16 protein-coding genes are annotated in these 19,475 nt (G+C 65.1%); 10 read left to right on the forward strand and 6 right to left on the reverse strand.

Going from position 1 to position 19,475, the window contains the following annotated elements:
- Positions 1–5: 5 nt before the first annotated feature.
- The 5 genes from AC27VQ_RS00605 to AC27VQ_RS00625 form a co-directional block, all read right to left on the reverse strand.
- On the reverse strand, positions 6–2,087 hold the full coding sequence (locus tag AC27VQ_RS00605) for an oxidoreductase (protein WP_488714764.1): 2,082 nt from the start codon (positions 2,085–2,087) through the stop codon (positions 6–8).
- A 300-nt stretch (positions 2,088–2,387) separates the two neighbouring features.
- On the reverse strand, positions 2,388–3,869 hold the full coding sequence (locus AC27VQ_RS00610) for an aldehyde dehydrogenase (protein ID WP_313529341.1): 1,482 nt from the start codon (positions 3,867–3,869) through the stop codon (positions 2,388–2,390).
- A complete protein-coding gene (locus AC27VQ_RS00615; RefSeq protein ID WP_488714765.1) occupies positions 3,866–4,825 on the reverse strand; it encodes a LysR family transcriptional regulator in 960 nt (319 codons plus the stop codon). Before AC27VQ_RS00615 ends, AC27VQ_RS00610 begins: the two co-directional genes overlap by 4 nt.
- A 153-nt stretch (positions 4,826–4,978) precedes the next feature.
- A complete protein-coding gene (locus AC27VQ_RS00620) occupies positions 4,979–6,235 on the reverse strand; it encodes a flavin-containing monooxygenase (RefSeq protein WP_488714766.1) in 1,257 nt (418 codons plus the stop codon).
- Positions 6,236–6,363: 128 nt separating this feature from the next.
- Positions 6,364–6,948 carry a tyrosine phosphatase family protein gene (locus tag AC27VQ_RS00625; RefSeq protein ID WP_488714767.1) on the reverse strand — a complete coding sequence of 195 codons (585 nt, stop codon included), beginning with the start codon at positions 6,946–6,948 and terminating at the stop codon, positions 6,364–6,366.
- 138 nt (positions 6,949–7,086) lie between these two features.
- On the opposite strand from AC27VQ_RS00625, the gene AC27VQ_RS00630 reads away from it, so the two are divergent.
- The 10 genes from AC27VQ_RS00630 (at position 7,087) to AC27VQ_RS00675 (ending at position 18,272) form a co-directional block, all read left to right on the forward strand.
- Positions 7,087–7,992 carry an SMP-30/gluconolactonase/LRE family protein gene (locus AC27VQ_RS00630; protein WP_488714768.1) on the forward strand — a complete coding sequence of 302 codons (906 nt, stop codon included), beginning with the start codon at positions 7,087–7,089 and terminating at the stop codon, positions 7,990–7,992.
- Between the two features lie 118 nt (positions 7,993–8,110).
- Positions 8,111–9,367, forward strand: coding sequence for an efflux RND transporter periplasmic adaptor subunit (locus AC27VQ_RS00635; RefSeq protein WP_488714769.1), 1,257 nt, complete (start codon positions 8,111–8,113; stop codon positions 9,365–9,367).
- Positions 9,368–9,374: 7 nt separating this feature from the next.
- Positions 9,375–11,315: a MacB family efflux pump subunit gene (locus AC27VQ_RS00640; protein WP_488714770.1), complete on the forward strand. Its 1,941-nt coding sequence runs from the start codon at positions 9,375–9,377 to the stop codon at positions 11,313–11,315.
- A gap of 159 nt (positions 11,316–11,474) precedes the next feature.
- Positions 11,475–11,984, forward strand: coding sequence for an NUDIX hydrolase (locus tag AC27VQ_RS00645; RefSeq protein ID WP_488714771.1), 510 nt, complete (start codon positions 11,475–11,477; stop codon positions 11,982–11,984).
- Between the two features lie 152 nt (positions 11,985–12,136).
- Positions 12,137–13,096 (forward strand): 3-oxoacyl-ACP synthase III family protein, encoded by a 960-nt coding sequence (locus AC27VQ_RS00650; RefSeq protein ID WP_488714772.1) that lies wholly within the window; start codon positions 12,137–12,139, stop codon positions 13,094–13,096.
- Positions 13,097–13,101: 5 nt separating this feature from the next.
- Positions 13,102–14,082, forward strand: coding sequence for an NAD-dependent epimerase/dehydratase family protein (locus tag AC27VQ_RS00655; protein ID WP_488714773.1), 981 nt, complete (start codon positions 13,102–13,104; stop codon positions 14,080–14,082).
- Positions 14,079–14,900, forward strand: coding sequence for an MBL fold metallo-hydrolase (locus AC27VQ_RS00660; RefSeq protein ID WP_488714774.1), 822 nt, complete (start codon positions 14,079–14,081; stop codon positions 14,898–14,900). The genes AC27VQ_RS00655 and AC27VQ_RS00660 overlap by 4 nt, the downstream gene beginning before the upstream one ends.
- Positions 14,897–16,168: a CoF synthetase gene (locus tag AC27VQ_RS00665; protein WP_488714775.1), complete on the forward strand. Its 1,272-nt coding sequence runs from the start codon at positions 14,897–14,899 to the stop codon at positions 16,166–16,168. Before AC27VQ_RS00660 ends, AC27VQ_RS00665 begins: the two co-directional genes overlap by 4 nt.
- Positions 16,165–17,286 (forward strand): GNAT family N-acetyltransferase, encoded by a 1,122-nt coding sequence (locus AC27VQ_RS00670; RefSeq protein ID WP_488714776.1) that lies wholly within the window; start codon positions 16,165–16,167, stop codon positions 17,284–17,286. The genes AC27VQ_RS00665 and AC27VQ_RS00670 overlap by 4 nt, the downstream gene beginning before the upstream one ends.
- A complete protein-coding gene (locus tag AC27VQ_RS00675; RefSeq protein WP_488714777.1) occupies positions 17,283–18,272 on the forward strand; it encodes a Rieske 2Fe-2S domain-containing protein in 990 nt (329 codons plus the stop codon). Before AC27VQ_RS00670 ends, AC27VQ_RS00675 begins: the two co-directional genes overlap by 4 nt.
- On the opposite strand, the gene AC27VQ_RS00680 is transcribed toward AC27VQ_RS00675, so the two are convergent.
- The gene (locus AC27VQ_RS00680; protein WP_488714778.1) at positions 18,257–19,432 is read right to left on the reverse strand and encodes an ATP-grasp domain-containing protein; all 1,176 of its coding nucleotides are present in this window, start codon (positions 19,430–19,432) and stop codon (positions 18,257–18,259) included. The two genes, AC27VQ_RS00675 and AC27VQ_RS00680, sit on opposite strands and share 16 nt — an antisense overlap.
- Positions 19,433–19,475 lie beyond the last annotated feature (43 nt).

Raw genomic sequence — 19,475 nt, forward strand, 5'->3', positions numbered from 1 at the left:
GATCCTCACGCCGACTCGAGCTGGGTGATTTCGCGGCGGAAGGGCAGGGCATCGCCGATATCGGGCGTGTCCAGTTCTCGCGCGTAGCGATGGCCGGCATAGGTCGCCCAGGCGATGGGCGCGGGGGCCGCGGCGTCGCCGATGATCTTGACGCTCTTGATGCCGGCGTCGGCCCAGTCGTCCTTGCGGGCGATCAGGTCGTTGTAGAGCGCATCTTCCGAAAGCCGCGAGGCGACCATGACGACGGCGTCGCAGCCGATGGCGGTCTTGCGGCCGGTATAGGTGCAGTTGGTCTCGACCTCGCCGGCGCGGATGGCGGTGACGCCGCGGTTGAGGCGGATATCGACGCCGAGATCGTCGAGGCGGACATGGATCGCGCCCTGTTCCAGCGTGTTGCGCGTCCAGTCGGAGACATAGGCCGAGGGCGTGACGAGAATGACCTTGGCGCCGGCCTTGGCCATCACCTCGGCCATCACGCCGCCCATGTAATAGTGGTCGTCGTCATAGACCACCACGGTCTTGCCGGCGAGGCTTTCCGGGTGGATCTTGCCCATCACGTCGTCGGGCGTCCAGACGGTCATGCCGCCATCGATCGGCATGGGCACGACATGCTGGCGGGCCACACCGTCGCGGCGCCAGTGCGAGCCGGTGGCGATGGCGACATGCTCGAAGCCGAAGCCGAGCACGTCGTCGGCCGTGAGCCGGCTGTCGAAATAGGTCTCGACATTGGTGCGCTGGGAAATCTGGTACTGGCGGTAATCGACGACGCGGCCCCAGGCGGAAAGGCCGGGCAGCAGCCGTTCGCGGGCGACGCGGCCGCCGAGCGTTGTCGTGGCTTCTGCCAGCGTCACGTCATAGCCGCGCATCGAAAGCGCGCGGGTGGCTTCGAGACCGGCCGGGCCTGCGCCGACGACGAGCACGGTCTGGCTGTCGCCCTTCTCGTTCATGCGCTCCGGGTGCCAGCCCTTGCGCCATTCCTCCATGAAGGTCGGGTTCTGCGTGCAGCGGCTGATCGACATGGTCATGTCGCCGGTGATGCACATGTTGCAGCCGATGCACTCGCGGATATCCTCGATGCGGCCTTCCTCGATCTTCCTCGGCAGGAAGGGATCGGCGATCGACGGACGGGCGCAGCCGATGAAATCGAGCACACCCTGGCGGATCATGCGCGCCATCACATCCGGCGAGGTGAAGCGGCCGACGCCGACGACGGGCTTCGTCGAGAGTTCGCGGATGCCCTTGACCAGCAGCTCCTGCGCGCCCTCCTCCTTGAAGCGCGAGGGGCCGGAACAGTCTTCCCAGGCGCCGTGCGCCAGGTCCCAGAGATCGGGCAGGTCGGCGTTCATCTCGACGAATTCTCGCACTTCGGCATTGGAGAAACCAAGTTCGCCGATCGTCTCGTCGAGACTGACGCGCAGCGTGATCGCCGTCGTATCACCAACGGCGTCACGGATATCGGCGATGACCTCGCGGGCGAAGCGCGAGCGGTTTTCGAGGCTGCCGCCGTATTCGTCGGTGCGCTGGTTGGTGGCGCGCGACAGGAAGTGCTGGAAGATGCCGAAGCCGTGCGCGCCGTAAAGACAGATCAGGTCGAAGCCGGCGACCTTGGAGCGCTTGGCGGCGTTGACGAACCAGCGGCGCAGATCCTTGATCTCGGTCTTGTCGAGCGCGCGGGCCTGTACCGGGTCGTTGGTGAAGGTGCGGATCGGCAGCGCCGACGGCGCGAGCGGCACTTCCTTTGTGTAGAAATTCGGGCCGTTGATGCCGGAATAGGCAAGCTGGATGCCGGCGAGCGCGCCGTGCACCTTCATGGCGTCGGACATGCGGCGAAGGCCGGGAATGTCCTTGTCCTCCCACAGGCGCAGCTCGATGAAGGGCGTGATCTCCGAGGTGTGGTGCATCTCGGTCTGCTCGGTGAAAATGACGCCCCAGCCGCCTTCCGATTTGATGCCACGCATGGCGGCAGCCGCGGACGGGTCGCGGTAGCCGCCGCCGTTGCAATGCGGCACCTGGTAGAACCGGTTCTTCGCGATGTGCGGACCGATCGCGAGAGGTTCGAACAGGATATCGTATTTGGCGTCGCGCATGGCAGTCCTCAGGGTTTCCTGGCTCTATAGGATTGGGCAACGGGCTTCCGGTAAATGACGCGTTCCGGAAACATGGATTAGGTTCAGGCTAATCAGAGTTCGCCGTGTGGCAGTGGCTTGATTTCAATCTGCGCGCGAAGGTGCGATTACTCTTCAGAGGTTGAAGAATTCTCTTTTATTTTCAGCGCGTTGTGAAGCGGGAACTGGCGGTCTGCGATCCCGCAGACATACGGGACCAAAAGATGCCGCCATCGATGTTCGAAAACCGGGCGGCGTGCTGCCGCCCGGGCAGGCAGGTGCCTAGTATTTCACCCACACGGTTTTGAGCGCGCAGTACTTGTCGAAGCTGTGGATCGAGAGGTCGCGGCCGAAACCGGACTGTTTCATGCCGCCGAAGGGCGTCATGGCCGAGAGCGCATCGACGGTGTTGACCGAGACCGTGCCGGCATTCAGGCGATCGGAGACACTGAGTGCGCGCGACAGGTCCTTCGTCCAGACGGAGGCGGCGAGGCCGTATTCGCTGTCGTTTGCCATGCGCAATGCCTCGTCGTCGCTGTCGAAGGGCGTGATGGCGAGCACCGGGCCGAAAATCTCTTCCCGCGCGATGCGGGCATCGGGTGCGACGTCGTTGAAGATCGTCGGCTGGATATAGCAGTCCGAACCGTCGCGCGTCTCGCGCTCGCCGCCATGGGCGAGGCGGGCCTCCTTGCGGCCGATGTCGATATAGCTTGCCACGCGGTCGGCATGGGCCTTTTCCACCAGCGGCCCCATGCGGGTCGCGGGATCGAGCGGGTCGCCGAGCGGCCAGGCGGCTGTGGCGGCGATCAGCTTCTGCGTAAACTCCTCCTGCACGGAACGATGCACCAGCAGGCGGGAATTGGCCGAGCAGACCTCGCCGGAATTGAACAGAATACCAAAGGCGGCCATCTCGGCGGCCTTGTCGAGATCGGCATCGGCGAAGACGAGGTTCGGCGATTTGCCGCCGGTCTCCAGCCAGACCTGCTTCATGTTGCTTTGCCCGGCGTAGGTCATGAACAGCTTGCCGACCTTGGTCGAGCCGGTGAAGACCAGCGCATCGACATCCGGATGCAGGCCAAGTGCCCGGCCGGCATCCTCGCCGAAGCCCGGCACGACGTTCAGCACGCCATCCGGCAGGCCGGCCTCGGAGGCGAGTTCGGCGAGCATCAAGGCGGAGAGCGGCGATTGTTCGGCCGGCTTCAGCACCACGGAATTACCGGTGGCAAGTGCCGGCGCGAGTTTCCACGTCGCCATGTCGAGCGGGAAATTCCACGGCACGACGGCGCCGATGACGCCGAGCGGCACGCGGCGGATGAGGGCGAGGTCACCGCGTCCGGTCGGCGCGATCTCGTCATAGAGCTTGTCGATAGCCTCGGCATGCCACTGGAAGAAATGCGCCGAGCCGGGCGCATCGATGGTCGAACTGTCGCCGATCGGCTTGCCGACATCCAGCGTTTCCAGGAGCGCCAGTTCCGGGATGTTCTCGCGGATGAGGGCGGCAAGCCGCAGCAGCACCTCCTTGCGCTCGGCCGGCGATTTGCCCGACCAGCGGCCGTCCTCGAAGGCGCGGCGGGCGGAGGCGACGGCGGCATCGATATCCTCGGCGGTGCCGCGCGCGACGGCCGTCAGGACCTGCGCATTGGCCGGATTGATGGTCTCGAACCGGCCGCCCTTTGCCGCATCGCGGAACTTGCCGTCGATATAGACGCCATTGCGGAATTTCAGGCTCTGGGCGCGGGCGCGCCAGTCGATCGTCGTGCTCATGAACTGCCTTTCTGGTCTTTGGGGCGAGCGGCGGAAACCGGCAGGTCCATGACCATGTCGCCGATCTTCTCGCCGCAGAAATCGATGAAGCGCCGCACCGTCAGCGCCGGGCTCGCGCCGCCCATGGAGAGGATGCCCATGCGCATGGGGCGCAGGTTGCCGGTGAGCGGCACGAAGGAGAGCTTGCCGCCATCGAGCGCATAGGTGGAGACGGGGCGGATATTGGCGATGGAATAGCCGAAACGATTGGCGACCATGGCGCGCATTACCGACATGTCGCGCGTGCGCTCGACGATCTGCGGCGTCAGGCTCGCATCGCGGAAGAGCGAGAGGAAATAGGCGGAGCTATGCGGCAGGTCGAGCAGGATCATCGGATAGGGTGCCAGATCCGCGATCGTCACCGCGCTGCGGCCGGCCAGCGGATGATCCTCGTGCAGCACCGCATAGGGCGGCAGCACCGCCAGTTCATGGAAGGCGATGTCGGCGGGGATGTCGAGATCGTAGGACAGCGCGATGTCGAAGCGCGCCATGCGCAGCCCCTCCAGGATACGCGCCTGGTCGCGCTCGTACTGGAAGAAATCGACATCCGGATATTCGTCGGAAAAGGCGCGGCGCAGCGCCGGGATGACGGCCTGGGCGAAGGTGACGAGGCAGGCGACATGCAGCGGCCCGCGGATCTGCCCGGTCAGTTCGTTGGAGAGCGCGTTGAGCTTGGCGGCTTCGCCGAGAATCTGGCGCGCCTGATCGACGAAGGTGTGGCCGGCCTGCGTCAGCGAAAGCCCATGTGCGTGGCGGCGCACGAACAGCGTGATGCCGAATTCCTTCTCGAGCTGCGAGATCGCCGCCGAGACCGAAGGGGCGGAAACGTTCACCCGCTCGGCCGCCTCGGTGACGGAGCCATATTCCCCGACCGCGACGAGATATTCCAGTTGCCGGAGCGTGAAGCGCAACACCATGTCTGTTCCCCTGTTGAGACCCCAATTAAGGAACAGATTTTTCTGCGCGGGAAGAGCGTGGCTCTCCGGGCTGTGGATGAGGCGGCCCGCGCCGGGGTTCTGGTCGCGCATCATCGTATGCTCAGCCTCCTCCAGCCGCCGCGTTCAACACCCTCAGGAGGCCGCGGCTGCGGCCTCGGTTTTCTCGTCGCTGCGGTGCTCGGCAATATAGCCGGCCAGATAATCCGCATCGTGCCAGCAGCCCCAGATGAAGGAGGAAGCGCGGCGCGACAGCCAGGGCAGGCCGACGAAGAACAGGCCCGGCACTTTCGACACGCCGCGCTCATGCACCGGCCGGCCCTTTTCATCGAGCGCGTCGAGCTTCAGCCAGCTGTAATCGACCGCGTAGCCGGTCGCCCAGATGATGGAGGTGATGCCGGCTTCCTTGAGGTTCAGCGCAAGGATCGGATCGGTCACGCAGGCCGGGTCCGGCTCCTTGTGGCGGGCTTCCGGTTCTTCGGGCAGGTCGAGATTGTTTTCTGCGGCATAGGCGTCGGCGCGGTCGAGCAGCGACAGCTGGTTGGCGTCGCCGCGGGCAATGTTGTCGGCAAGGTCGGGGGCGATCTGCAGCACGCCGTCCTTGAAGCTCTCCGCCCGGCCAAGCAGGGTCATGCCGCGGTTGCCGAGGCGGCGGAAATCGACGGTGTTGCCGCCATAGGCGCCGCTGACGGCGATGGTGACATGTTCGGTGTTCGGCGCGGGCACCTTGAGGTCCCAGATGCCGAGCACGCCGAGCCACCAGCAGAAATCCTTGCCGCGATAGCGGCGCGGCGGCCGGTCATGCGGGCCGATGGAAAGATAGACGCGCTTGCCCGCGCGCAGCAATTCGTCGGCGATCTGCGTGCCGGAGGAACCGGCGCCGACCACCAGGACCGCACCTTCCGGCATCTGGCCGGGATTGCGATAGGTGTTGGAATGGATCTGCGTGAGGCCTTCTTCCGCCGGCACCAGCGCCGGCATGATCGGCCGCTGGAAGGCGCCGGTGGCGGAGACGACGTTCTTCGCCTCGATGACGCCTTCGGAGGTTTCCACGCGGAAGCCGCCGCCCTCGCGGGAGACGCTTTTGACTTCGATGCCGGTGCGGATCGGCGCCTTGATCATCTCGGAATAGGCGACGAAGTAGTCGGCGACCTGCTCCTTCGGCGCGAAGGCCTCGTCTTCCAGACCGGGAAAGGTCATGCCGGGGAAACGGTCGTGCCAGGCGGGACCGTTGGCGACGAGGCTGTCCCAGCGGGCAGTGCGCCAGCTTTCGGCAATGCGGTTCTTTTCCAGCACCAGATGGGGCACGCCGCGCTTGCCGAGATGTTCGCTCATGGCGACGCCGGCCTGGCCGGCGCCGATGACGAGCGTGTCCACTTTTTCCACTGACATGCCGGCTTCCCCTTGCTTTCCGCTGGCTCGGCCCTTGCGGCCGCGACATGCGAAAGGTGTAGAGGAAGCCTGTTTTGCCCGACATAAGAGTTTGGTTCAGCGCTGATTAGGTGGCCGCTAAGCCGGTTCTAGTCGAGAACCGCCATATCGAGTTCCGCCTTGCGGCCGAGCTTCGTCATCCACTCCACATATTGCGGCTGCTTGCGGATCTGTCGTCCGTAGTGGCGGCGAAGGGCTGCGGTGAGGTCGCCCTTGCGGCCCAGCTGTTCGTCGGCAAAGCCGATCATCTGCGAATTCGGCCAGGCCTGCGGGCGGATGACCGCGAGGCGGGTGAAGAGGTTTTCGGCCTCCTCGTCGGGATTACCCTGCGCCATCAGGGTCAGCATGGCGGCCGTCGAGCGGGATATGCCCATATGGCAATGGACGAGCAGATGGCTCGGCGCCGCCCGCTCCTGCCGGTTCAGGAAATCCTGTCCGAAGGCGAGGATCGATTCGATATGATCGGGCCGCGGCCGCACCCGTTCGGGCAGGTCGTCGATGATGTCGTGGAAACGCAGCGTCGTGCGCAGGTGCTTGCCGTAGCTCTGGAAGGCCTCGAGTTCGGGCAGTTCCGGATCGAGCAGCGAGAGCACGTGGGTTACGTTCCGGGCGCTCTGGTTAGGCAGCTCCTCGATGCCGCAGATGGTGAGCTCCGGAGAAAAAACGACGTCCATTTCCAAATCCCTCATGTCAATTGATTTGCGCAGGATACAGGCGGCCTGTGGGGAAACGAAGGCGTTTTTCGGCCGACCTTGCCCCACGCGCTTCGATCGTTATCCTGCGGCTCTGCCGTTTGAGAGGGGAGCAACGGGATGTCGTTTTTTGTCGCGGAAGAACCCGAATTCTCCACCTTCGTGCTGGGCAACGCGCCGCTGAAGAAACTGGCCGGCGGCTTCGATTGGGTCGAGGGACCGGTCTGGTTCGGCGATCACGATTGCCTGCTGTTTTCCGATATTCCTAACAACCGTATGCTGCGCTGGAGCCCGACATCAGGTATCAGCACCTTTCGCGAGCCGTCGAACTTTTCGAACGGCAACACCCGCGATCGGGAAGGGCGGCTGGTGACGTGCGAGCACTGCACGCGCCGTGTCACCCGCACGGAACATGACGGCACGATCACCGTCATTGCCGACCGTTTCGAAGGCAAGCGGCTGAATTCGCCGAATGATGTGATCGTCGCCTCCGATGGCGCGATCTGGTTCACCGATCCGCATTACGGCATCGCCTCCGACTACGAGGGCACGCGCGCCGAGCAGGAATTGCCATGCAACGTCTATCGCGTCGATGCGCTCTCGGGTGAAATCCGCGCCGTGCTCACCGATTTCAGTTGCCCGAACGGCCTTGCCTTCAGCCCGGATGAGAAGCGCCTCTATGTCGCCGATACCGGCCGGATGTTTCAGGATGATCCGCGCCATATCCGCGCCTTCGACGTCGGGGCGGACTGGGCGCTGACCGGCGGCAAGGTTTTCCACGCTATCTCGCCCGGCTGTGCGGACGGCATGCGCGTCGATGCGGCGGGCAATCTCTGGTCTTCGGCGGGCGACGGCGTGCATTGCATCGCGCCTGACGGGCGGCGTCTCGGTCGCATTCTGGTGCCGGAAACCGTGTCCAACATCTGCTTCGGCGGCCGGCAGGGCCATCGCCTGTTCATCACCGCAACGACGTCGCTCTATGCCGTCTCGCTGGCCATTCGCGGTGCAGCCCGGCCCGTACGCTGACAAGCAAAGCGCAACATTACAAAAATATAACGAGGCACTGGCCTTTCCGTCCGCTATGGGTGGCTCCACATGAGATGGAAAGGGACGGACGAGGCGTGGCCTCGCCATGGGATTGCCGATGACCAGGAACGTGAAACCGCAGAAGGATGAGAAGCCCGCCGGTGAGGCCGGGCACACGAATGTCACCTTCATGCCCGGCGCCGTGCCGCCGGCCCGCCGCAAGCGCCGCTCGCGTGCCTGGATCTGGCTGCCGGTCATCGTCGTACTTGCGGGTGCCGGCTATTACGGCTGGCGCGCCTATGCGCCGGCAGAGGCGACGACGGCCATCATTACCCAGGCGGTGGTGCGCGGCGATATCGAAAATGCCGTGACGGCGGTCGGCACGCTGGAGGCGGTGAAATCCGTCGATGCCGGCGCACAGGTGTCGGGCCAGTTGAAGACGCTGCATGTGGCGATCGGCGATGCCGTGACGAAGGACCAGCTGCTCGCCGAGATGGACCAGGCGACCATCGAAAACCGCATCGAGATCAACCGCGCGGAACTGGCGAACCTCCAGGCGCAACTGGAATCCAAGAAGGCGCAGCTTGCGCTGAAACAGGCCAATATTGCCCGTCAGCGCAACCTGGTGGCCGGCAATGCCGCCGCAAAGCAGGCGCTCGATCAGGCCGTCGCCGACCTTGCTGCCGCCGAAGCCGACGTCAACGCCACCGAGGCGCAGATCCGCAAGCAGCAGGCCACGCTTGCCGGCGACGAGGTGGATCTCGGCTATACCAAGATTTATGCGCCGATGGCGGGCACCGTCGTTTCCAACCCGGTGAAGGAAGGCCAGACGCTGAACGCCGTGCAGAGCGCACCGACCATCGTCACCATCGCCGACCTCTCGACCATGACGGTGCGGGCGGAAGTCTCCGAGGCCGATGTCAGCCGGCTGAAGGTCGGCATGGAGGCCTATTTCACCCTGCTCGGCCAGCCGGGCAAACGCTTTACCGGAAAACTGCGGCAGATCGAGCCGGCCCCGACGGTCGAGAACAATGTCGTGCTCTACAATGCGCTGTTCGACGTGCCGAACCCGGACTACGAATTGATGATGTCGATGAGCGCGCAGGTCTTCTTCGTGCAGGCGGCGGCGCGCAACGTGCTGCTCGTGCCGGCCGGCGCCGTCAGCACCACGAAGGACGGGACAGAGGTTACCGTCGTCACCGCTTCGGGGGCGAAAGAGGTGCGCAAGGTCGAGACCGGCATCCGCAACCGCGTCAGCATCGAGGTGAAGAGCGGGCTTTTCGAGGGCGACAAGGTCGTCGTCACCGCCGGCTCGACGGGCGACGCGGCCCCGCGCAACTCGCGGCGCAACAACCGCATGCCGCCGATGTTCTGAGGCTGCCATGACCGCGCTCATCTCGCTCAAGGACGTCACGAAGACCTTTTTCAACGATGGTTTTGCCGTCGAGGTCCTGCATGGCGTGTCGCTCGATATCGAGGCGGGCGAGTTCGTCGCGATCATCGGCCAGTCCGGCTCCGGCAAGTCGACGCTGATGAACATTCTCGGCTGCCTCGACCAGCCGACTTCGGGCGAATACCGCATCGACGGCGAGCCGGTCTCGGATTTCGAGACGGATGAGCTGGCGGCGCTGCGCCGCCGCACCTTCGGCTTCGTCTTCCAGAGCTACAATCTCATTCCGACGGCCAGCGCCCGCGAAAATGTCGAGGTCCCCGCCATCTATGCCGGCATTTCCGCACGCGAGCGGCAGGAGCGGGCGGACATGCTGCTGTCCTCGCTGAAGCTCGGCGACCGGCTCGATCATCGGCCGAACCAGCTTTCCGGCGGCCAGCAGCAGCGTGTCTCCATTGCACGGGCGCTGATGAACGGCGGCCGTGTCATCCTCGCCGACGAGCCGACCGGCGCGCTCGACAGCCAGAGCGGCGAGGAGGTGATGGCGCTCTTGCGGCGGATGCATGAGGACGGCCACACGATCATCCTCATCACCCATTCGCGCGAGGTGGCGGAGGCCGCCGACCGGCTGATCGAGATCCGCGATGGCCGCATCATTTCCGATCGCGCCAAGAAGGCGCGTCCCTCGTCCGAAGCCGCTGCCGGCTTGCAGAAGGCGGTGAAGGAGGGATCGGCGGCCATTGCCGATGTTTCCGAGGCCGTGAAGATGGCGATCCGCGCGCTGCACGCCAACCTGTTCCGTACCGTGCTGACGCTGCTCGGCATCGTCATCGGCGTTGGTTCCGTCGTGGCCATGCTGGCGATCGGCACGGGCGCACAGAATTCCGTGCTGGACCGCATTTCCGCGATGGGCTCGAACGTTCTCCTGGTCCGCCCCAGCATGGCGAATTTCCGTGGCGGCGGCAGTGCTCCGGTGACGCTCATTCCGTCCGATGCCGATGCGATCCTCGAATTGCCAAACGTCTCCTTCGCCGTGCCGGAAATGACCAGCTCCGTGACCCTGCGCTACGGCAATATCGATTATCAGACGACGGCGAACGGCACGGTGCCGGCCTTCACGCAGGCGAAGAACTGGAAGGTCGCCGAGGGCGAATTCCTCAATGCCGACGACATGGACACCTATGCGCCCGTCGCGGTGCTTGGCCAGACCGTGGCGAAAACCCTGTTTCCCGATGGCGCCAGTCCGCTCGGGCAATATGTGCTGGTCAACAAGATCCCCTTCCAGGTCATCGGCGTGATGGCGGAGATGGGTGCGAGCGCCGGCGGCAACGACCAGGACGACACGATCCTCGTGCCGCTCTCGACCGGCAGCATGCGGCTCTTCGGCCAGCGCAACGTGCGCACGATCACCGTGCAGGTCGAGGATTCCGCGGCGATCGACCTGACGCAGGATGCCATCCAGACCCTGCTCGATACGCGTCACAAGGCCGAGGACACGCAGATCACCAACATGTCCTCCGTGCGCGAGGCCTTCACCGAGACCTCCAACACGATGAAGCTTTTCCTCGGCTCCGTCGCCGCGATCTCGCTTCTCGTCGGCGGCATCGGGGTGATGAACATCATGCTGGTTTCCGTGCGTGAGCGCACCCGCGAGATCGGCGTGCGCATGGCGACGGGGGCGAGGCGGCGCGATATCCTCTTGCAGTTCCTTATCGAGGCGCTGGTCGTCTCGGCGATCGGCGGCGCCATTGGCGTGGGGCTCGGCCTCTCCATCGGTGCGCTCGCAAAGGTCTTCGGCATGCCGGTCAGCTTCACCCTCGGCCCGGTGGCGCTCGCCTTCGCCTGCTCGTTCCTGACCGGCCTCGTCTTCGGCTACCTGCCGGCCCGCAACGCCTCGCATCTCCAGCCGGCGGTGGCGCTCGGGGCGGATTGAGCCGCAGAGGTCGGCGGTCCGCTCGTCGTGCCGGTAGGGCGGGGTGCGGCCATACATGCCTTTTTACAAGATTTCCCTTTGACATGGCGGCATCGTTGCTTGATGTCAGCCGACATTGCCGGACAGGGTGTGCGAGCCGATGCCGCGAGACAGGGACCGTTGAAAAGTACGAAGAAAGACAAGGTGCTGCGGCCGAACAAGCCGAAAACCCTGCTGCAACAGCTTGCCGCCAAGCCGGAGAAGCTGTTTTCCGGGGCGTTTCGCCAGCAATATGCCGCCCTGTGCTTTCGTTTCCTTCCTGAGGACGCCGGCATCGAAATCCTCGTGGTGACCTCGCGGGACAGCGGGCGCTGGATCATTCCCAAGGGTTGGCCGATGAAGGGCAGGAAACCCTACGAGGCCGCCGCGATCGAAGCCGTCCAGGAGTCCGGCGTTTCCGGGAAAATCCGCAAGAAACCCGTCGGCAGCTACACCTACCTGAAGCTGCTCGACGATGGCGACGTCGTGCCCTGCATCGTCGATGTCTTCCAGATCGAGGTCACGATGACCGCAGGCAAGTTCAAGGAGAAGGGCGAGCGCATCCTCGCCTGGGTCAGCCCGGACGAGGCGGCGCGGCGCGTGCGCGAGATCGAGCTGAAATCGCTGCTGGTGGAATTCGTGCCGCGGTAACTTTATCCGGGCGCACCGAATTTTTTTTGATGCCGCAGACCTGCATCGAGGATATCTGAAACGTTCTGAGTGTGTGGGGCCGGGGCCTCGCGATCGAGTTGCGACCGGAGATGCGCGCCATTTTTTCCATCCGCATAGCAGGAACGGGGCACGTGGTGCCGGCGAAGGTGGTTCTGTCCGAGGAACTCGACCGATGGCTGGGATTTCCTGCCGGCCATCTGGAAAGGCTTTCGGGAGTGCGCAGCCGGCATGTCTGCGAGACGGAAGACCAGATCGACCTTGCCGTCGGTGCCGCCCGCCTCGCCATGGAAAGGGCGGAGGTTGTTGCAGCGGATATCGACCTCGTGCTGGGCGCCTGCGGCATTCCCTATCAGACCCTGCCGGCAACCGCGCCGCTCGTGATGCGCCGTCTTGGGATTCCCGACGGTGCGGCTGCGGCTTTCGACGTCAATGCCACCTGTCTCAGCTTCCTCTCCGCTCTCGACCTGGCCGCCGGCCGCATCGCGGCCGGGCAGTCCCGCATGGCGCTCGTCTTCTCCTCGGAAATCGCCTCGCGGGCGCTGCCGTGGAAAGAGCAGCCGGATGTCGCGGCGCTGTTCGGCGACGGCGCGGCCGCCGTCGTGTTGACGGCGGCGCCGGAAGGCGCGGGCGCAATCCGCGCAAGCCTCATGCGCACCTACCCCTCGGCTTATGAGGCCTGCGAGATCGGTGCCGGCGGCACGCGCTTCGATTTCGCGCTGGAGCCGACGGCATTTACCGCCCACGCCGTCTTCCGCATGGACGGCAAGGAACTTTTCCGCATCACGCACCGGTATTTCCCCCGCTTTGTCGACGATCTCTTGTCCGCCGCCGGATGGACGCCCGCCGATGTCGACCTCGTCGTGCCGCATCAGGCAAGTCCGCTGGCGCTGGAGCATATGATCGCGCAGACGGGCATGTCCGGCGCGCGCGTGGTCAACATCGCGGCACGGTTCGGCAACCAGATCGCCGCGTCCATCCCGACCGCGCTCGACATCGCCTGGACCGAGGGGCGGATCAGCAGGGGAACACGGCTTCTGCTGCTCGGCACCTCGGCCGGCGTTTCCTTCGGTGGCATGGCCATCGAGGTTTGACCCGGATGCGTGTCCTGGTCACCGGAGCGACGGGATTTCTGGGCGGCGTGCTGGTCCGGCATCTTGCCGCCTGCGGGCTCGATCCCGTCAGCCTTGGTCGAAATGAAGCCCGATGCCGCACGCTTCAGGGCGCCGGTTTTAGGATCGTCTGCGCCGACCTTTCCCATTCCGTCCTGCATCTGGCGGGTATCATCGGCCGGGTGGATGCCGTCGTTCATTGCGCCGCGCTCTCCGCCCCCTGGGGTCGTCTTGCAGCCTTCCACGCCGCCAATGTGGAGGGCACGCGAAACGCGCTCGATCTGGCCGAAGCGCTCGGCGCACGCCGCTTCGTCAACATCTCCTCGCCGACGGTCTATTTCGAGATGAAGGACAAGGTCGCCGTCACGGAGACCGCATCCCTGCCGCGCCCGATCAATGCCTATGCCCGGACCAAGGCGGAGGCCGAGCAACTGGTTCTCGCCCGCCCCAAACTCGGCCCGGTCAATCTGCGGCCCCGAGGAATTTATGGCGCGGGAGAGGAGACGCTGCTGCCGCGCCTGATCGCCGCCGCCCGCCGCGGGCCTTTGCCGCTGCTGCGTTCCGGCGCTGCGGCCATCGACCTTACCCATGTGAATGACGTGGTGGCCGCTATCGAGACGGCGCTGAACGCCGGTCCTGCGGTTGAAGGGAAGACCTTCAACATTTCGAGCGGCGAAATGGTGCTCGTACGCGATCTCGTTGAGCGCGTCTGCTCGGCGCTTGCCGTGCCGCTGCGCTGGAAGCCGGTGCCGTTCTATCCGGCGCTTCTGCTGGCGCGTCTCTCGGAAATCGCGAGCCTTGCACGCCCAGTTCCGAAGGAACCGGCGGTCACGCCCTACACGCTCGGCCTCTTCGCCTTTCGGCAAAGTCTCGATATTTCCAAGGCGCGCTGCATGCTCGGCTGGCAACCCCGGATTTCGCTCGAGGCAGGTCTGGCCATGACCCTGGACGGAAGGCGTAAGCCATGAAGCCGGTCTTCGCCAACAGTGCTTTCGTCACGGCGCCGGAGCGTTTGTTCCTGCGCGGCGGCGCATGGCGGCGCGTGCCGTTGAAGGTGCGCTACGGCTTCTTTCGGCACCCGACAGCCGGCCCCGTGATGATCGACACAGGGTATGGTCCAAGGGTGACAGAGGGGCCGCGCAGTCTGGCGCTACGTCTCTACAATGCGATTCTTGGTCCCAATCTGGCAACGGAGGGCCAAACGGAACCCGTTCTGCGGCGGCTCGGCTTGAAGTCTGATGAGGTCGGCACCATCATCGTCACGCATTTCCACGCCGATCACGTCGCAAGTCTTAATCTTTTCCCGAAGGCGCGGATCATCGCAAAGGCTGACTTGCTTAGGAAAATCCTGAAACAGCCTGCGCGCAAAAACCTGTGCCACGGCATTTTCCGCGACCTTCTACCGAACGATCTTGCTTCGCGGGTGGATGACGTCGATGGCGTTGCTGTGCGTGAGGCTCCGCTCGGGCTCGGATTGGGCCGCGATCTCTTCGGCGACGGCAGCGTGCTCGCCATCGATCTCCCCGGCCATGCCGAAGGCCATTTCGGTCTCTGTTTTACTAGCCTGCCAGTGCCGCTTCTCTATGCCGTGGACGTCCAATGGTGCACTGAGGCGTTGGAGGAGGACCGCCGCCCCGGTTTCCCGGCCAGCCTGATTGCCGACGATCCCCATGCGCTTGCCGAAAGCACCCGCCGTGTCCTGGCGTTCCGCCAGGCGGGTGGTGGCGTCTTGCTGTGCCATGACCCGGCCGAGAGCCGCTACGACCTTGCCGCGGAGGCGCCATGACCGGCCGGCTCCGCATCGCCTCGGCCTTCGCGCAAACGCTATGGGCTTGCCGCGCCGGCCGTTCGCGCGCTGCTTTCGAGCGGGGACAGGCCGCTGCCCTTCGCCGCTGGCTTGAGCGCGACCTGCGCGGCGTCGATTTCTACCGCGGCGCGTTGCCTCGGCTGGAGGCGCTGCCGATCATCGACAAGGCCGTCGTCATGGCGGATTTCGCGGCTTTCAACCGGGGGCGCATCACGGCGGAAGCGGGCTGGCATGCGTTTGAAACGACCGGCCGGTGTGGTGATATCAGCATCGGCGCCAGCACGGGCACCAGCGGCAACCGCGCGCTCTACGCCATTACATCAGCCGAACAGGACCGCTGGCTCGGCACCATCCTCGCCAAGGCGGTGCCACGGTTTCTGGTCGAACCCGAGCGCGTCGCCGTCATCCTGCCTCAGAATTCCGCACTCTACGAAGGCGCCCGCCAATCGCGCCTGCTGCGGCTGGAATTCTTCGACCTGCGGCAGGGTGTCGAAAGCTGGCTGCCCGTGCTGGAGACCTTTGCGCCGACCACCATCGTCGCGCCGCCCCTAGTGCTGCGCCATCTTGCGGAACATTCCGAACAGCTGAAGCCGCGGCGGCTTTTCGCCGGCGCTGAAACTTTGGACCCGGTGGATCGCACCGTCATTGAGGCGCGTTTCGGCATAAAGCTTGGGCAGATCTATATGGCGACGGAGGGGCTTTTCGCCGTCTCCTGCGCCGAGGGCCGGCTGCATCTGGCGGAAGACGCCAATGTCTTCGAGTTCGAGCCTGTCGCGGACGGGCTGGTCGCGCCGGTGGTGACGGGCTTCTGCCGCCGCTTCCAGATCATGGCGCGCTACCGCATGAACGATCTCCTGCGCCTGTCGGGTCACTCGTGCGCCTGTGGTTCCCCGCTGCGGGTGGTGGACGAGATCGTCGGCCGGCTGGACGATACCTTCGTTTTCGCACGCGGCGATGGCGCGCGGCTTCTGCTGACGCCAGACGTGATGCGCAACGCCGTGCTCGACGCTGCCCGCGCGATCGCCGATTTCCGCATCATCAGGGAGGCGCATGGCGGGATCAGCCTCGTGCTGGAGCCGGGACTCGCAGACGAAAGCGCCAAGGCGGCGCGGGACGCGCTTGGCCGTGTGTTTTCGCAGCGCGGGCTCAGCCCGGAGATTGACGTGCGGCGCGAGGCGATGGCGTTCGAGGTGCATCGCAAGCTCCGGCGTGTGGAAAACCGCTACCGGTCGGAGGGCGGGGTATGATCGCGCTGCCGCGGGAGGACGAGCGGGTGCGCAATGCGCCGGAAGCGGTTCGCCGCTTCGTTGCGCTTTTCAACGCTCATCCCGTATCCAATCTTATCGGCAACCTCGTAACGGCGGTCGATTCCATCGCGGTCGAAGGGCGGCATTTCCCGATCACCCTCAACGACAAGCAGGACGCGCCGACCTGCTATATCTGCTGCCCGAGCAGCGCCTATGTCGACTATGCCATCGACGAAACACGCAATTTTGCGGCTGCCCCCATAGTGCGCGGCACGGCGCGCGCCCTCATCCGCGCCTGCCGTCCGCTGGTGGCGGCAAGCGGGCTCGACCAGCAGGTGCAGGTCAACAACTGGCTGCTGTCCACCAACCCGGTACCGGCCATCTCTCCCTCGGCAGCCTCCCTGCTCGTGGCGCAATTGCGCGAAAAATGTCCCGACAGGGCGATCGTCATCCGCTCGCTCAACGAGACGGCGGACGGTCCCTCCATCGCCAGTCTCAGGGCGGCAGGGTTTCGCTTTCTCGCGGCGCGGCGCGTCTATCTGTTTTCCGGTGAAGGGCCGCGCAAAACGCAGAACCAGGGATATGACCGCGCGCTGCTCTCCCGCACACCCTATCGCTTCGCGTCCGGCGAGAGCTTTACGCAAGCGGATTACGAGCGCGCCGCCGAACTCTACAAGCTGCTTTATCTCGACAAATACACGCCGCTCAACCCTCACTACACCGCCCTCTATATCCGCGAGATGCACCGGAACGGTCTGTTCGACCTCATCGGCTTCCGGGATGGTGACGGGCGGCTCGTGGCGGTGTCGGGTTTCTTCGCCAATGGCCGTACGCTGACGCAGCCCATCGTCGGATATGACACGCGCCTTCCGCTGAAGGATGGGCTCTACCGGCTGGTGATGGCGACGGGGCAGGATATTGCGGCCGAACGTGGCCTATTCTTCAACATGAGTGCCGGTGCCGGCCGATTTAAAAGCCTGCGCGGCGCCGAACCCGTTATCGAGTACAACGCCGTCTATGTCGCCCATCTTCCGCTGAAACAGCGCCTCGCGGTGCGGTTCATGGAGGGGCTGTTGCGGCGTATCGGCATTCCGCTTCTGGAGGCATTCGATCTATGAGCTTTTTCCCCGATGAATGGCAGGCGGTCGCCATCGCGTCCGGGATCGGCAAGACGCCGAGGCGCATCCTGCTGTCCGGTCTGCCGGTCGTGCTGTTTCGCAGCGGAGCGGAGATCGCCGCCCTGCACGATCGCTGCCCGCATCGGCATGTGGAATTGTCGAAGGGCAAGGTCGAAAATGGCGAGATCGAATGTCCCTATCACGGCTGGCGCTTCAACGCGGCCGGCGCCTGCACGGCCATTCCGGGGCTGACGGGCGCGGTGCCGGGCTATCGGGTGCCAAGGCTGAAGACCGTCGTGAAGGAGGGCGTCGTCTTCGTCGCACGCGGCGAGCCGGAAGGGGAGCCCTACCTGCACTGCGCGGAGGGGCAGAGGATCATCCTGAAGCTCGTGGAGAGCAGCACGCGCTCGACGCTGGTCGATACCGCCGAAAACATCCTCGACGCCACGCACACGCATTTCACCCATAAGGGGCTTCTGCGCGGCCTGAGCAGCGAGCGCCAGCGCGTTCGCGTCGATGTATCGGGCGGTCCGGGCTGGGTCGAAGCGTGTTACACCGGCGAGGAGCGCCAGCATGGCCTGATCAGCCGGCTTCTGGAGGGCGATCGGGTCAAGACGATCGGGCGCTTCCGCGCGCCCGGCATCGCGGAATTGGAATACTGGGGGGCGAAAGGCCTCGTGCTCGCCACGACCTTCCACCTGCGGCAGGCGGCGGAAAACCAGGTGGACGGCATCGGCTGCCTGATCGGCCCGCGCGGCGGGCTGCTCGATCACCTCAAATCCCTTGCCTTCCGGCCGATGTTCCGCATCGCGCTGGAACAGGATCGCCGGGTGCTGACATCGGCGAGCCTCAACGCAGCCCACTGGCCGGAGGCCTCACCTGTCGTCGGTCCGCTGGATTTCCTGCGCCCCAGCATCGAGGCGATTATGGCCGGTGCCTTGCCGCCCGCCGCGGAAAGGCCGGAGACGTTTTACATCGAGCTTTGATCCGGCCCATCCCATTCGATGTCGCGGGTGGAGGCGCGCTGCAGGGAAATCCGGTGGCGCAGCGCCAGCGCCGCGATCTCGCCGAGCGCCCGCCACTGCGCCCGTTTCGGGGCCGGGTCGTCCGGCCAGTCGAGAAGCTCGTCGGCGCCCTTGAGGTTGCGCAGGAAGCCGCCGATCGCACCCGAGCGCAACGCGGCCGGCAGGCCGTAGAGCCAGAGCGCGAGGCGGACCGTTTGCGGGCGTACGACATCCGGTTCGACGGTTCCTTCGCCAGCGGCAATGACCGCTGCGAAAGCCTGCGGATCTCTGAAGAAATGCAGGCCGCTCGTTGCACGCGGATTGCACTCCAGCGGCAGCACGCTGCTGTCGGGCCGTCGGATCAGGTCGAAGGAGAGCTGGCCCGTCCAGCCGGTGCCGGCGGCGAAGCGGCTGACGAAAGCCTTGGCGGCTCCATTCTCGACCGGCACGAAATAGATGCCGGCCCCCTTGCCGGCCCGATAGACCGAACGATAGAGCGAAAAAGCTTGCAGGCGGCCTTCATTCGCAATGGCGTAGGCGCTGAGTTCCTCGCCTTCGAGGAACTCCTGGGCGACCCATGGCGCCTGCGGCGTCGGGGCAAGCGCGTCGAGTTCTTCCGGCCTCGGGCGAAGGAGGACGCGGCTTGCGAAACGCGACCAGGCCGGCTTGAAGACCAGCCTTGACGTTGACCTGCTGATGGCGGCGAGGCCGGTCCTATCCCTGATGAGGGTCGTTTGCGGCGCGGCAAGGCCGAGGTCTTTGCAGAGTTCGATGAAATCGAACTTGTTGTGCGCGCGGGCAAGGAGATCGCTGTCCGGGGCGAAGAGTCTTGCCGTCAGGCGTCGCTCGCGCCAGACGGCGGCGAGGTAGAACACCTCCTCGCAGGTCGGCAGGACCAGCGAGATGCCTTCCCGTTTGACCAAATCCTCGACGGCGTCGCCGTAGCCTTGCGGCTTGAAGCGCGGCGGCGGTAGGCGGATATAGCGGGCGCAGGCGCTGCTGGCAGCGGAGAGGGGGGAGGCCGGCGTATCGGCCAGCACCACGCGCCACCCCGAGCCATGAAACAGCCGCGCCAGATGCAGCGCCACGGGTGCGCGTGCGCCGGTGATCAGGACGGATTTGGGCGGGGTGGAGGCTGGCATCGGGTTCGGTTTTCTGAAGGTCCTGTTTTATAGACGATTCTCT

Source organism: Shinella sp. 20P9.1.1 (assembly GCF_057798995.1).

Coding starts and splice junctions, on each gene's coding strand:
- AC27VQ_RS00605 (WP_488714764.1), bottom strand. CDS start 2,087: ATGCGCGACGCCAAATACGATATCCTGTTCGAACCTCTCGCGATCGGT.
- AC27VQ_RS00610 (WP_313529341.1), bottom strand. CDS start 3,869: ATGAGCACGACGATCGACTGGCGCGCCCGCGCCCAGAGCCTGAAATTC.
- AC27VQ_RS00615 (WP_488714765.1), bottom strand. CDS start 4,825: ATGGTGTTGCGCTTCACGCTCCGGCAACTGGAATATCTCGTCGCGGTC.
- AC27VQ_RS00620 (WP_488714766.1), bottom strand. CDS start 6,235: ATGTCAGTGGAAAAAGTGGACACGCTCGTCATCGGCGCCGGCCAGGCC.
- AC27VQ_RS00625 (WP_488714767.1), bottom strand. CDS start 6,948: ATGGACGTCGTTTTTTCTCCGGAGCTCACCATCTGCGGCATCGAGGAG.
- AC27VQ_RS00630 (WP_488714768.1), top strand. CDS start 7,087: ATGTCGTTTTTTGTCGCGGAAGAACCCGAATTCTCCACCTTCGTGCTG.
- AC27VQ_RS00635 (WP_488714769.1), top strand. CDS start 8,111: ATGACCAGGAACGTGAAACCGCAGAAGGATGAGAAGCCCGCCGGTGAG.
- AC27VQ_RS00640 (WP_488714770.1), top strand. CDS start 9,375: ATGACCGCGCTCATCTCGCTCAAGGACGTCACGAAGACCTTTTTCAAC.
- AC27VQ_RS00655 (WP_488714773.1), top strand. CDS start 13,102: ATGCGTGTCCTGGTCACCGGAGCGACGGGATTTCTGGGCGGCGTGCTG.
- AC27VQ_RS00660 (WP_488714774.1), top strand. CDS start 14,079: ATGAAGCCGGTCTTCGCCAACAGTGCTTTCGTCACGGCGCCGGAGCGT.
- AC27VQ_RS00665 (WP_488714775.1), top strand. CDS start 14,897: ATGACCGGCCGGCTCCGCATCGCCTCGGCCTTCGCGCAAACGCTATGG.
- AC27VQ_RS00670 (WP_488714776.1), top strand. CDS start 16,165: ATGATCGCGCTGCCGCGGGAGGACGAGCGGGTGCGCAATGCGCCGGAA.
- AC27VQ_RS00675 (WP_488714777.1), top strand. CDS start 17,283: ATGAGCTTTTTCCCCGATGAATGGCAGGCGGTCGCCATCGCGTCCGGG.
- AC27VQ_RS00680 (WP_488714778.1), bottom strand. CDS start 19,432: ATGCCAGCCTCCACCCCGCCCAAATCCGTCCTGATCACCGGCGCACGC.